Source organism: Prevotella sp. (genome assembly GCF_051059605.1).
Classification (GTDB): Bacteria; Bacteroidota; Bacteroidia; order Bacteroidales; family Bacteroidaceae; genus Prevotella.
This window is the reverse complement of sequence record NZ_CP050883.1, coordinates 3,037,501-3,050,624: the sequence shown is the minus strand read 5'-3', so window position 1 is coordinate 3,050,624 and position 13,124 is coordinate 3,037,501. Positions and strand designations below refer to the sequence as shown.

Below are 13,124 nucleotides of genomic sequence, written 5' to 3'. Positions count from 1 at the left end.
TTTTTATTCTGCAAAAGTATCTTGTGTGGTCCCTTTTATGTAACTTCTCCACTTTTCAATGAGACTGCTGAAATCAGCTGGCCATTCAGAATCAAAGTCCATCTGCTTTCCTGTTATAGGATGAATAAAGCCCAATGTCTTGGCGTGCAGAGCCTGACGAGGACAAATCTTAAAGCAATTCTGAATGAATGCCTTATATGTACTGCTGCGTTGTCCACGAAGAATTTCATTGCCCCCATAAGTCTCATCTGCAAACAGAGGATGACCAATATTCTTCATATGGGCACGTATCTGATGTGTGCGTCCTGTCTCAAGTCTGCATTCAACAAGAGTCGTATATCCAAAACGTTCGAGAACTCGATAATGAGTTATGGCAGTCTTACCAATTCCGCTGTCGGCTGGAAACACCTTCATTCGCAATCTGTTTTTAGGATCACGGGCAACATTTCCTTCTATCGTCCCCTCGTCTTCGATAACATTTCCCCATACCAGCGCATTATAGCTACGGTGTGTGGTCTTATCGAAGAACTGTTTTCCCAATGCCGTCTTAGCTGCAGAAGTTTTAGCAACCAAAATAAGTCCGCTTGTGTCCTTATCTATTCGGTGAACTAGTCCAACTTCTGGATCGTTTGCGTCAAATCCATCCAAGTCCTTCAAATACCATGCTATAGCATTGATGAGAGTACCAGTAAAGTTTCCGGCTCCAGGATGAACGACCATCCCAGCTTTTTTATTAACTACTATTACATCATCGTCTTCATAAGCTATATCTAGCGGAATATCCTCAGCAACAATACTTGTATCATGCTTAGGACGGTCGAGCAAAAGAGTTATCACGTCATTAGGACGTACTTTATAGTTACTTTTTACCGGCATTCCGTTCACATGGATAAATCCTGCTTCGGCCGCCTGCTGAATTCTATTACGACTCTGATACGGATTCTTTTCTGAAAGAAACTTATCAATACGCACCTGAGTCTGTCCAGGATCAACTTCTATCTTCCAATGTTCATAGAGTTGTTGATCATCGGTTTCAAATTCTTCAATTTCGTTTATATCTTCAATCATTTATTTTTCTTTAAGGTGTTGTCTTGTTTGATTCTGTATGTTCAGGTTCTGTAGTTTCAGATCCCGATACAACTTCAAACTCATCTACATTTCCATTATTCTCATCAACATCAGGACTAGTCGGATCAACGTAGTCCACAGAATCAGAGACATCTCTCTTTCCGTTACCAACCTGGATGATAAGTTTATCTTCAACAGAAATTCTATCACCAGCCATCACATGATGTCCTCTAACAAGAATACCATACACCCAGTCTTTCTCACCTGATATATACTGTGGCATACCAAGTTTAAATCCCATTGAGGTCAACTTAGCCATAGCCTCTCTAAGTGAACTGTTATCTATAACATCAGGAAGCGTGATAGTAGGAGAATGAGGAGAGTTAACTGTTACATATATGACATGTCCTTCCTTTACCCTTTCACCTGGTCCTGGAGTTTGTTCAAGGACACAATCAGGAGGAAGATTCTTCACGTATCCAGTATCACTGACTACGATTTCAAGTCCTGCGTCATTGAGAATATGTTCTGCGTCGCGAAACAATTTATGCTTAACATTAGGAATAGGAATAGACTGCCCATGATGTGTATATACATCAAGTCCGAACTTTACACCAAGGCAAAGCGCAATAACAACAGCAGCCATGGCTAGAAAATTCTTCCACAGATACCAGCTTTTAAATTTCTTGACGAATTCCGATGACTCCATTTATATACATTTATTAATTGCAAAGATCGTGCAAGCGAGTTCAATACATCAAGTTAACTTGAATGCTTTGCCGAGTATAGCCTTATCTTATGCAAAGATAATGCAAGTTGAGAGAAGAACAAAATAAATAACAAAGTTTTTATTTTTTATTCCAAGTGTAGCCTATCTTCAACGATAGTTGAAGATATAAGAATCCAAGCAAGGCAACAAATTTAATAACACAAAAAGCAGCAAGGAAATTACTTTCTTTGCTGCTTCTTATCGTGATCTACGACCAACAACGGATTATTTACCGTGGTTCTCGCTAGATACAGTTAATTTCTTACGACCACGAGCACGGCGAGATGCCAATACACGACGACCATTCTTTGTTGCCATTCTCTCGCGGAATCCGTGCTTGTTTACACGACGGCGGTTGTGAGGCTGAAATGTTCTTTTCATTTTTTTACGTATTTATTTTGTTATTTTATTGCTTGTAAATGATGTCGGAGCTATCCGCGCATGCAATTCCTCCACTTCTGAATTAAAAGTTAAAAACACTTCAAAGTATAATATCTACACTTTAGCAAAGTCAAGTTTAAACCTTTTGGGTTGCAAAATTACTCATAATTTTCGAAATACCAAAGAATTAAGAGTTTTTTAAGTTGCAAATTGATGTTTTTTTATAAAAATATAGTAACTTTGCAGTCGAAATTCAGTTATAAACACTGTATCAAACGTTTTAGAAATTATAAACATTAAAAATACAATAATGATTAATTCACAAGAAATTAAGATCGGTACATGTATTCGCATGGATGGTAAGATTTGGACTTGTATTGACTTTCAGCACAGAAAGCCAGGAAAAGGTAACACTGTTATGATCACAAAGTTAAAGAACGTTGCTGATGGTCGCGTTCTTGAGCGTACATTCCAGGTCGGTTTCAAACTTGAGGATGTTCGCGTTGAGCGCCGTCCTTACCAATATCTTTATGAAGACACTACCGGAATGATTCTTATGAACCAAGAGACTTTTGAGCAGATCCCTGTAGGAAAGCAGCAGATTACTGGTGTTGACTTCATGAAAGAAAGCGATATCGTAGAGGTTGTTACTGATACTTCAGACGGAACTATCTTACTTGCAGAAATGCCTGTAAAGACTAATCTTCGCGTTGCTCAGAGTGAACCAGGAATCAAGGGTGATACTGCAACAAACGCAACAAAGCCTGCAACTCTTGAAACAGGTGTTGAAGTTCGTGTACCTCTTTTCATCAACGAAGGTGACCTTATTCAGGTAGACACACGTGACGGAAGTTATTTAAGCCGTGTAAAGGAATAATTAAAAATCAAATACTTAAAGGTGAAAAAGTAAATACATGGGAGTAAGAATACGACCATAAAATGTTTACTTTTTTACCTTTTTGCTTTTATGCACCTTGGTTACTCTATATATAAAAATTATGAAATACTCAATAATAGTACCTGTTTACAATCGCCCTAACGAAGTTGACGAACTACTTGAAAGCCTCACAATACAGACTTTGAAAAACTTTGAAGTCGTTATTGTCGAAGACGGTTCAAAGATTACGTGCAAAGATGTATGCGACAAGTATTCCGAGAAACTTGACTTGAAGTATTTCATTAAAGAGAACAGTGGTCCTGGACAAAGCAGGAACTATGGAGCAGAGAAAGCTAATGGTGAATATCTAATAATTCTTGACAGTGACGTAGTGCTTCCAGAGAATTACATCAAAGCCGTTGAGGATGAAATCAACGACAATGATGCTGATGCTTTCGGAGGTCCCGACCGTGCACACGATTCATTTACCGACACTCAAAAAGCTATATCATATTCTATGACAAGCTTTTTTACAACAGGAGGAATACGCGGAGGAAAAAAGAAACTGGATAAGTTTTATCCACGTTCATTTAATATGGGAATAAAACGAGATGTTTATAGCAAGTTAAAAGGCTTTAGCGATATGCGTTTCGGTGAAGATATAGATTTCAGCATACGCATCTTCAAGTCTGGATATAAATGTAGGCTATTTCCTGATGCATGGGTGTGGCACAAACGACGCACTGACTTCAATAAATTTTGGAGACAGGTTTTCAACAGCGGTATAGCTCGTATAAACCTATATAAGAAATATCCAGAATCACTGAAACTTGTACATCTATTGCCAATGGTATTCACAGTCGGAATGATTTTCCTTTTTACATTATGCATTTCAGGAATCATTACTATGCTAACCGCAGATGAAGGAAAATGGCAAACAGCAGGTTACGTCATGACTTTATGTGCAGCGTTGCCTATAATATTGTATTGCCTGCTAATTCTCGCTGACTCCACAAAGGCAAATAAGAGTATAAAAGTGGGACTGCTGAGTATCGTCGCCGCTTACGTACAACTAACAGGTTATGGTTGCGGTTTCATTAATTCATGGTGGAAACGTTGCATAAGAGGAAAAGATGAATTCAGCGCATACAAAAAAACATTCTACAAATAAAGAAGTGGAAAAACTAACTATAACCAATTGGGCACTTGAAGATCGCCCACGAGAAAAACTAGAAAGACTTGGCGCCGACTCCCTCAGCAATGCTGAATTATTAGGCATTCTGATTGGAAGCGGAAACACCAATGAGAGTGCTGTCGACTTGATGAAACGAGTTTTGAACGATTGTAACAACAATCTAAACACATTAGGAAAACTTAGTATTCAACAACTTGAGGAATACAACGGATTAGGTCCCGCTAAAGCTATAACGATCCTAGCAGCATGCGAACTTGGGAAAAGAAGGTCATTGGAAAAAGCAGAAGAGCGTCATAACATAAGTTCTGCATCAGCTATATATGACTATATGCATCCTAGAATGCAGGATCTTGATATTGAAGAGGCGTGGGCAATCATGCTTAATCAAAACTACAAACTCATAAAAGTTATGCGTATCAGTCATGGAGGCATAAGCGAAACTGCAGTTGACATTAGAATAATATTGAAAGAGGCTTTACTATGCAATGCCACAGTCATAGCTCTATGCCACAATCATCCAAGTAACAATCCATTTCCTAGCGGACCAGACGACCAACTTACTAAACGAGTTAAAAATGCCTGCGAATTAATGCGTATATATTTCCTAGATCACGTTATAATAACAGATGGGAAATATTATTCATATCGTGAAAGTGGTAAATTGTAAACAAAGATAGGACCGTGTTATTAAAACTCGGTCTCACCTTCTACATATTGTTCCAAAAACATGTGTTCACCGTCAAATACGGCATAAGTGAACTGCCAAATCCAGTCACCAAGGATAAGCATTCTTACTTTCTTGCTCAAATTCAGATCCAATTCTATATGTCGATGACCATAGATAAAATAATCTATATCATTATGGTTAGTCATATATTCATTAGTGAACCGTACAAGATACTCCTTGTCCTCGCCCATAAAAGGAACCTCTTTGCCATCAATACGCTTTATGCGACTTTGCTTAGCCCAGTTTAATCCCAAAGCCATTCCCCAACGAGGATGCATAAAATTAAGCAACCTCTGGCACATACGGTTATGAAAAACTTTTCTTAATATCTTGAATTTATTGTCTGGGTCTCCAAGTCCATCACCATGAGCTAGAAAAAACACCTTACCATATATTTCAGTAGTAACTGGTTTCTTATGGACTATCAGTCCACACTCTTCTTCAAGATACCCATAAGTCCAAAGATCATGATTACCAGTAAAGAAATGTATTTCCACTCCGCTATCTGATAGTTCACTCAATTTACCCAAGAAACGCGTATATCCTTTTGGCACGACATAACGGTATTCATCCCAAAAGTCAAATATATCTCCCAATAGATATATAGCAGAAGCTTTATCCTTTATGCTATCAAGAAAGCGAACAAGTCGTCGTTCCTGCATACGTGGATGCTCTATTGCCAATGATCCAAGGTGAGCATCTGAGAGAAAATAAACATTCTTTCTCATAATCACTTAATATAAATTTCTATTATCATTCAAAGCCCAGTTCTACACGAGCTTCTTCTGTCATCATACTTTGATCCCAAGCAGGTTCAAAAACAAGATTGACATTGGCGGAACTAATTCCGTCAACACTTTCAACTTTCGTACGAACATCCTCAAGGATAAAATCAGCAGCAGGACAATTAGGTGCAGTAAACGTCATATCCAGTTCCACACTACTATCGTCTTGTACTTCAATTTTATATATCATACCTAAATCCCATATATTTACAGGAATCTCTGGGTCGTAAACAGTCTTTAACACATCTACAATATGCTCTTCTATCTTAGTTTTTTCTGTCTGTGTCATAAATCTTTCCTTATGGTTTCTTGCAAAGTTAATATATTATTTGAAACCTACAAAAACATTAGCTACTTTTTGACTTAAACATTAAGCATAAAAAGCGAATTTTGCAAATATAAAACGTTAAAAACGACATTAGACATAAAAATACCTACAATAAGGTATTGCCAACATTAATAATTTTTAATATATTTGCAAAATATAACATAAGATTAATATTCAATAACATTAAGATTAGTATTCAGTCTAAATAAGATTAGTATTCAGTAATATAACATTTTTCTAATAGTATTAAATAAAGATGAAAAAAGCTACAACAATTATTGTCTTGTTATTAAGTCTAATACTGTACGCAACAAATGTTTCGGCACAGTCAAATAATAACAATACAAAATTCACAGTCAACCTGAAAGTGGCAGAAAAAGGAAGCCGCGAGGCTATCATAATGGCAAGCTGTAACCTAAACCCACTTTCATCATTCGCGATAACAGACGTTGACGGAAAGACTTCTTTCAAGAATGTTCCTCAGGGAAAATATGTTCTTGAAATATCATATGTTGGTTATGAGAAATACCAAACAACTATTGACGTAAAGTCAAATCTAAGTCTAAACATTCAAATGATTCCAACTTCTCTCGCTTTGAAAGAAGTTGTTGTAACGGCTCGACAGAAATCATCCGGAGCATCAACAACAAGTGTTATCGGACGACAAGCGATAGACCATTTGCAGGCTACATCCCTTGCAGATATCATGCAGCTAATTCCAGGAAAGGAAATGGGAAACACTGACTTGACTCAGCAAAGCAATCTTCAACTTCGTACCTTATCAAACAACAACACAAGTGCCTTTGGTTCAAGTATTATTGTTGATGGTGTACCTATGTCAAACAATGCGGCAATGACACAAGGTGGTTTCTCAAGTACAGCATTCACAGGTACAGACCTTCGTCAGGTAAGTGCTGACAACATTGATAATGTAGAGGTTGTAAGAGGAATTCCTTCAGCCGAATATGGAGACCTAACCAGTGGACTTGTTATAGTTCATTCCAAAATGGGTGTAACGCCTTGGCAGTTTAAGGGTAAGGTTAATCCAGAACTGCAGAACTATTCATTAGGCAAAGGATTCAGTCTTAACAAGGCAGGAATACTTAACTTTGATTTTGATTATGCAAAGGCATGGAGCGACCCACGCCAGAAGACACGTAGCTATGGACGTTATTCTCTAAACATAGGTTATGCTTATGACATTAGCAAAAAATGGCACACAGATACGAAGCTACGCTTCATGTACACAAAAGATTGGAACGGTAAAGATCCAGATGCAATTGCCGACGGCACATCAAGCAGTAATAAGAACTATACTTTTGGACTTACTCACAATGGTCGTCTGTCATTAGACAAACTTTTCATGCGTACGCTATCTTATACATTAGGAGTAAGCATGACGAAGATTGACAATAGCAATACTAGTTACATCTCTAGTGGTTCTGGGTTATTACCTATAATAACAGCAATGCAAACAGGATACTACAATGTACCTTGGATGACAAAGAGTTATCTGGCTACAGGCATTACAGAAAGTAGACCTGGAAACATTTTCGCAAAGATAAACGATTCGTTTTACTTCAAAGCAGGAAAAACAAGACAGAGTTTTAAAATTGGCGCAGACTACAGTTTAAACTGGAACAGCGGTAGAGGATATTATAATGAGAACGATTCATTGCCATACAAGCCAAATAGTAATGGACGTCCACGAGCATTCTCTTCTATTCCAGCCCTGCACCAAATAGCAGCTTATGCCGAAGATAATTTTACATGGAATATAAACAAGATTAATTACCTTCGTGCAAATGTCGGACTACGTTTCACATCGCAGCAACCGTTTTCTAATGTATCAACAACATCTTTATCACCTCGTGTCAACTTATCTTTCTCAGCTACTAAATGGTTGGATATTCGTGGAGGAATCGGTTTAAACAGTAAGACGCCAGGACTTGACTATCTATATCCTGACCGAAAATATGATGACCGTGTAGCTGCTAACTATATGCCACAGAATGATGCTGCGGCTCAACTATTGGCTTATCATACACAAGTGTATAATGTGGAATACAGTAAAGGTCTGAAAAACGCCACTACAACAAAGATTGAGCTTGGACTTGACTTAAAGTTACCTGGTAACAGAAAGCTCAGTTTCCTTGCCTATAGAGATAAAACTCCTAACGGATTTGGTTCTGCAACAGAATATTTCACTTACGCAAGTAATGTGTATACAGCTCAAAGCGGACTTATTATCACTCCTGGTGCTGCAACTACAATCAATTATGATTCACCTGCACGACAAGATATGATATTCATGACTACCGGACGTGTAGGCAATACGAACACTACCGTAAACAAAGGAATAGAATTTGATTTTGACTTAGGTGAGATAAAGCCTATAAACACATCAATATTCTTCAGTGGTTCATATTCTGAGACTAAATCATGGTCAACCGATATGAATTCAAGAAGTGTGGCTTCTGCTTATCTTCCAACAAGTTATTCTTCATATAGCACCACTCCATTTAAAGTAGTATATCCGTCTAGTCTTGACTATAACATGTATCGCAGATTTATTAACACGTTACGTCTGGTAACCAACATTCCTAGCCTACGAATGGTAGCATCTTTCACTGCACAAGCAATATGGTATGACTACAATAACAGCTTTGTTGCAAATACAAGTCCTATCGGATATATCACACCAGACCTTGCCTATCACGATATAACAACTGATATGCAAAGCGGTTATCTTGATATGACTGGTAAATACTATTCTTCAGTGCCTAGCGATGCTAGCAACGTAAAAATAAGCGATCTGAACATAAAGGCTAGTGACGCCGTTCCGGCAAAGAGTCCTATCACATGGAACCTTTCTGGAAGATTAACTAAAGAGTTGGGAAATATTGGTGGTTTATCATTATATGTTAACAACATGATGTATTATGAACCGTATCTGAAATCAAGCACTACAACAACGTTATCACAGCGCAACACCAATACTTTCAGCTATGGCGTGGAGCTTTATTTCAATTTATAATTATAAAGTCATACAGATATGAACAAAATATACAACAACAATAAAAGCCATTTAAATATTCTGTCAAACGGAAGTATATGGCTATATATATTGATGCTCATTCCCACACAACTCCTGATGGGATGCGTTGACTATAACGACGAGGCTAAAGCTATTTCAACTAACATTCAAATAAATCCACCTGTAGAATTTACCGTGGGTGGAAACTTATCAGATCACACAGTAACGCTGACCTCAAACGCGGGCAACACTTTAACCGCGAAAACTGACGATAAGGGAGTGGCAGAGTTCAATCAAATTATTCCAGACGTTTACACAATATCTACATCTTGGGATATTGACCAAGCAGAATACACTGCAGCGACAGGAAAGGTTGCAAGCGAAGGCTATTTCGCAACAATATCTGGAAATGTCAACAACCAAATAATAAAATCAGCCGACAAGATAAGTCTGAATACTAATCTTGTTGCAGGTGCATCACTTCTGATAAGCAAGATGTACTATGCTGGTTCAAAAGATAATAATACCAAGAATTATTCAGCTGGTCAATTTTTGGAAATATACAATCAGACAAATAGTGATATTGACGTTTCGGGATTATATATTGGTCTTATAGAAACTAATTCTACGCCTGCCTACACGCTCGACAATCTAAAAGATGTTTACAAAGATACAGTAGTGTTATGCAAACAGATATTCCGCATTCCTACAAAATATTCTCATATGATTGCCCCCGGTGGAACTATTATACTAACAAACAGTGCTATAGACCACACTGTTAACGGAGCACATGAATTTAATCTTCTTACAGCTGATTATGAAGCTAAAGATGTTACAGGTAAAACTGTAAACAATTCTGCCACACCAGCTTTGGAGCTTATATACTCTTCTTTCAGTGGTATTTCAAAAATGAATATATTAAATGGTGGTCCTAACGGTATTATTATCTTCCGCACAAAAGAAAATGTAGCTTCTTTCAAAACAACATACGCCTACGGAAAGACAAGTGGAACGCTATATAGTATTGTCCCAAAGAAATATGTCATTGATGGAGTTGATATCCTTAAATATAGTGCTACAGGTATAGACATTGCAACAAAGCACATGTCAGGAGATACTGACGGCGGATATACAAATATTAATTCTATAAATGGATATAATGGAGAGGTTATTTATAGAAAGACTTCTACACGTCGCGGAACTGACGGACATAAGATTCTTCAGGATAGCAACAACTCTATTAATGATTTCCAAACTTCTACAACTATCAAGATTCGCGAATATGATGAATAAGTATATTTTATTAATAATATCATTGGCTGTAACTCCAGTCTTTGCACAAGACAGCCTTATGAACCGTGGCAAATATATGTATCTTGACACCAAAGCTCTTTGGCACAATACAGACAATGCTGCAGGATTAGGTTTAGACATGACTGCCAACCACGGAATAGCCAACTTTGATTATTCATATAACGGTGGAGACTATCACCGTGTTCAGGAAGGTACCTCAACTCATAATCTAAAGTTCTTTACTGAAAGATATCAAAAGATTTCCAAAATCCTTTATGGATATGGTAAGTTTGATTTCAACAACGGTAAAACGAAAGATCGTGCTTGGGCTGACGTTGTTCGCCCATACAATAGCGACCCTTATTTCAGCGGTTCGTCAGTATATGGAAACTACGATTTCCAGAATATAAATCTTACTGCGGCTATTGGTACTACCAGATTAGGGAAATGGAACTTTGGTGCACGCCTTGATTACAATCTTGGTGATTTAAGTCGTCTGCGTGACCCAAGATCAAGATCAGAACTTCTTGAATATAAACTCACTCCCTCTGCAATATACAACTTCGGCAACAGCAGTATAGGACTTGCAGCATGGTATAACCGACGCAAAGAAAAAATACAGAATGTAACAACCGTACAGACTGACGCTACATTGAAATATTATTTGATGAGCGGACTTGAGAATGCAAACGGCACAACAGGTGGTTACGGAAGTTTCAGCCGTGAATGGGTAAACCATAACTTTGGTGCAGAAATATCTTATGGATATAAAGGTAATGTTTTAAATTCACTAAATAGTATAAGTATCCAGCGTGGAAGTGAGAGTGTACTGGGCGTATACAAGTACAGTCCTGGCCACTACTACAATTACATATATGGATTACAGTCACAAAATAGACTGACAATTGGAAAATTAATTCATCAGATAGACTTTAAAGCAAGTTACGAAGAGGGATTTGCTGATGAATACAGACAGAAACTTATCATCAATACAGACTCTGCAACAGGTTTCAATTCATACAGATATGAAACTCAGATTAAGTTCAATAAGCGATATCAGATAAGAGTTCTAAATCTTGATGCACATTACAGAATGAGCATTCCTTATAAAGACAGAATATTTGCTTACATGGGATTCATAGCCAACTATAATAATGTAAGCAACAAGTATCTTCTTAATACTTCAGAATTAAAATACGGACGCTTAAACATTGCATTTGAGGAAGGTATGAACTTATGCAACACTGGATTTGGATATGCCCTCAGTGCAGGATATAGTTTCTCTACACGCAATAGTATCAATCTGGCTGACAATACAAATGAATATGCACAAGGTGTTCTGTTACCTGATATGAAATACTATGCCGTAGACTATGGTTTCGTACACGGAGAATTGAGTTATGAGCATCCTATAACTATTAAAGGAACTACATCAAATTGGTTTGCTAAAATATATGGTGATTATCTGAAGACTAAGAAATATGAAAATACAGCATACAACAAATACACACTTGGAGTCAGCGTAGGAATTATCTACTAGACTACTACAATAAGTATTTAGCTAAAAAAAAGTCATACATGATAAGGTTAAACCTTTCATCGTATGACTTTTTTATTTTATATAATGAAGTAAATCGTTAGTGATTCATCACTTCTATTATTTCATCTTCTATTGCTATATTCTGATCGCCAATAATGGTATTTTTTATAGCAGAGGCAGCTATCGAGAAATCAAGACAACGTTGATCATCAGCCCATTTCATACGGGCATGAATAAATGCAGCTACAAAAGCATCACCACATCCCATAGGATCTACGACAGGATTAATATCGTAGATTTTTGTCTTATATAGTTTACCTTCAGAATAAAGCACTCCTGTAAGAGTATGATGGCTTGATGCGATTTGGTTACGCAAAGCTATCAACATACGCTTGCATCGTGGAAACTGCTTCTGTAATTCTTTGAAATAAGCTATATAAGCATCCTCGTCAATCTTATATGAAGAATCCATTGCCTCAAAAGGTATATGTTTCAACGAACTGCCTACTTCCCATTCATTCTGATCACCGAATATAAATGAACTATATTCCATTAATTTATGGAGAGTCGCCTTTGCATTTGCTCCTGGATAATGCCAAAGATTCTTGCGGTAATTGATGTCACATGTAATTTCAACTCCCATTCTCTCTGCTAGTTCCAAGGCATCAAACGTAGTATCCAAGGCATCTCTACTCATTGCACATGTAATACCTGAGCAATGAAATATCTTTGCGTCATTGAATATCGGTTCCCAGTCAATATCTCCATGCTTCAGACTATAAAAAGAACTATTGTTGCGATCATACACAACAACAGAATTACGCATAGATGCTGCCGACTCAAAATAATAAGTACCAAGACGGTCACCACCTTTTACTATATGACTTGTATCAAGACCAAACTCACGAAGATGCATCAACGCCGCATTGCCGATAGGACTTTCAGGAACACGAGTCACAAACTCCACATTATCACCTAATACCGATAAAGAGACAGCAACATTAGCTTCAGAGCCTCCAAAATCACCATTAAACTGCCTTCCTTGAGAAAGGCGGAAATTATTTTCCTTTGACAAACGCAAAAGAATTTCTCCGAAAGTAACTATCTTCTTATCCATCATATAA

The 13,124-nt window shown here is 37.5% G+C and carries 12 protein-coding genes; 6 read left to right on the top strand and 6 right to left on the bottom strand.

The window, feature by feature from the left end:
* Positions 1 to 3: 3 nt before the first annotated feature.
* The 3 genes from HEQ28_RS11895 to rpmH all read right to left on the bottom strand — a co-directional run bounded on the left by HEQ28_RS11895 (position 4) and on the right by rpmH (position 2,218).
* A complete protein-coding gene (locus HEQ28_RS11895; RefSeq protein WP_434502695.1) occupies positions 4 to 1,068 on the bottom strand; it encodes an RluA family pseudouridine synthase in 1,065 nt (354 codons plus the stop codon).
* Between the two features lie 10 nt (positions 1,069 to 1,078).
* Entirely contained in the window at positions 1,079 to 1,777 is a 699-nt protein-coding gene (locus HEQ28_RS11890; RefSeq protein WP_434502693.1) for a PASTA domain-containing protein, read from the bottom strand.
* 285 nt (positions 1,778 to 2,062) lie between these two features.
* Complete coding sequence (gene rpmH / locus HEQ28_RS11885) at positions 2,063 to 2,218, bottom strand: 50S ribosomal protein L34 (protein WP_207153174.1); 156 nt, start codon at positions 2,216 to 2,218, stop codon at positions 2,063 to 2,065.
* 310 nt (positions 2,219 to 2,528) lie between these two features.
* On the opposite strand from rpmH, the gene efp reads away from it, so the two are divergent.
* From efp to radC, 3 genes are all read left to right on the top strand, one after another.
* Positions 2,529 to 3,095 carry an elongation factor P gene (gene efp / locus HEQ28_RS11880; protein WP_434502691.1) on the top strand — a complete coding sequence of 189 codons (567 nt, stop codon included), beginning with the start codon at positions 2,529 to 2,531 and terminating at the stop codon, positions 3,093 to 3,095.
* 121 nt (positions 3,096 to 3,216) lie between these two features.
* Positions 3,217 to 4,266 carry a glycosyltransferase gene (locus tag HEQ28_RS11875; RefSeq protein WP_434502689.1) on the top strand — a complete coding sequence of 350 codons (1,050 nt, stop codon included), beginning with the start codon at positions 3,217 to 3,219 and terminating at the stop codon, positions 4,264 to 4,266.
* A complete protein-coding gene (radC, locus tag HEQ28_RS11870) occupies positions 4,229 to 4,957 on the top strand; it encodes a RadC family protein (protein WP_434502687.1) in 729 nt (242 codons plus the stop codon). The genes HEQ28_RS11875 and radC overlap by 38 nt, the downstream gene beginning before the upstream one ends.
* A 20-nt stretch (positions 4,958 to 4,977) precedes the next feature.
* Here the strand turns inward: radC and HEQ28_RS11865 are convergent, their stop codons facing one another.
* Positions 4,978 to 5,745, bottom strand: a complete 768-nt coding sequence (locus tag HEQ28_RS11865) for a UDP-2,3-diacylglucosamine diphosphatase (RefSeq protein ID WP_434502685.1) — start codon at positions 5,743 to 5,745, stop codon at positions 4,978 to 4,980.
* Positions 5,746 to 5,770: 25 nt separating this feature from the next.
* Entirely contained in the window at positions 5,771 to 6,091 is a 321-nt protein-coding gene (locus tag HEQ28_RS11860; protein WP_434502683.1) for a metal-sulfur cluster assembly factor, read from the bottom strand.
* 295 nt (positions 6,092 to 6,386) lie between these two features.
* Between HEQ28_RS11860 and HEQ28_RS11855 the strand changes: the two genes are divergently transcribed.
* Genes HEQ28_RS11855 through HEQ28_RS11845 form a run of 3 tightly spaced genes read left to right on the top strand, consistent with a single transcriptional unit; the run spans position 6,387 to position 12,000 of the window.
* A complete protein-coding gene (locus tag HEQ28_RS11855) occupies positions 6,387 to 9,167 on the top strand; it encodes a TonB-dependent receptor (protein WP_434502681.1) in 2,781 nt (926 codons plus the stop codon).
* A gap of 18 nt (positions 9,168 to 9,185) precedes the next feature.
* Complete coding sequence (locus tag HEQ28_RS11850) at positions 9,186 to 10,460, top strand: DUF4876 domain-containing protein (RefSeq protein ID WP_434502679.1); 1,275 nt, start codon at positions 9,186 to 9,188, stop codon at positions 10,458 to 10,460.
* Positions 10,450 to 12,000, top strand: a complete 1,551-nt coding sequence (locus HEQ28_RS11845) for a DUF6850 family outer membrane beta-barrel protein (RefSeq protein WP_434502677.1) — start codon at positions 10,450 to 10,452, stop codon at positions 11,998 to 12,000. The genes HEQ28_RS11850 and HEQ28_RS11845 overlap by 11 nt, the downstream gene beginning before the upstream one ends.
* A 97-nt stretch (positions 12,001 to 12,097) precedes the next feature.
* On the opposite strand, the gene HEQ28_RS11840 is transcribed toward HEQ28_RS11845, so the two are convergent.
* The gene (locus tag HEQ28_RS11840; RefSeq protein ID WP_434504461.1) at positions 12,098 to 13,117 is read right to left on the bottom strand and encodes a sugar kinase; all 1,020 of its coding nucleotides are present in this window, start codon (positions 13,115 to 13,117) and stop codon (positions 12,098 to 12,100) included.
* Between the last annotated feature and the right edge of the window lie 7 nt (positions 13,118 to 13,124).

What these genes read in the sequence shown, in the direction of transcription:
- HEQ28_RS11875 (WP_434502689.1), top strand. Translation starts at nt 3,217, where the DNA reads ATGAAATACTCAATAATAGTACCTGTTTACAATCGCCCTAACGAAGTT.
- HEQ28_RS11865 (WP_434502685.1), bottom strand. Translation starts at nt 5,745, where the DNA reads ATGAGAAAGAATGTTTATTTTCTCTCAGATGCTCACCTTGGATCATTG.
- rpmH (WP_207153174.1), bottom strand. Translation starts at nt 2,218, where the DNA reads ATGAAAAGAACATTTCAGCCTCACAACCGCCGTCGTGTAAACAAGCAC.
- efp (WP_434502691.1), top strand. Translation starts at nt 2,529, where the DNA reads ATGATTAATTCACAAGAAATTAAGATCGGTACATGTATTCGCATGGAT.
- radC (WP_434502687.1), top strand. Translation starts at nt 4,229, where the DNA reads ATGAATTCAGCGCATACAAAAAAACATTCTACAAATAAAGAAGTGGAA.
- HEQ28_RS11850 (WP_434502679.1), top strand. Translation starts at nt 9,186, where the DNA reads ATGAACAAAATATACAACAACAATAAAAGCCATTTAAATATTCTGTCA.
- HEQ28_RS11890 (WP_434502693.1), bottom strand. Translation starts at nt 1,777, where the DNA reads ATGGAGTCATCGGAATTCGTCAAGAAATTTAAAAGCTGGTATCTGTGG.
- HEQ28_RS11895 (WP_434502695.1), bottom strand. Translation starts at nt 1,068, where the DNA reads ATGATTGAAGATATAAACGAAATTGAAGAATTTGAAACCGATGATCAA.
- HEQ28_RS11840 (WP_434504461.1), bottom strand. Translation starts at nt 13,117, where the DNA reads ATGGATAAGAAGATAGTTACTTTCGGAGAAATTCTTTTGCGTTTGTCA.
- HEQ28_RS11845 (WP_434502677.1), top strand. Translation starts at nt 10,450, where the DNA reads ATGATGAATAAGTATATTTTATTAATAATATCATTGGCTGTAACTCCA.
- HEQ28_RS11855 (WP_434502681.1), top strand. Translation starts at nt 6,387, where the DNA reads ATGAAAAAAGCTACAACAATTATTGTCTTGTTATTAAGTCTAATACTG.
- HEQ28_RS11860 (WP_434502683.1), bottom strand. Translation starts at nt 6,091, where the DNA reads ATGACACAGACAGAAAAAACTAAGATAGAAGAGCATATTGTAGATGTG.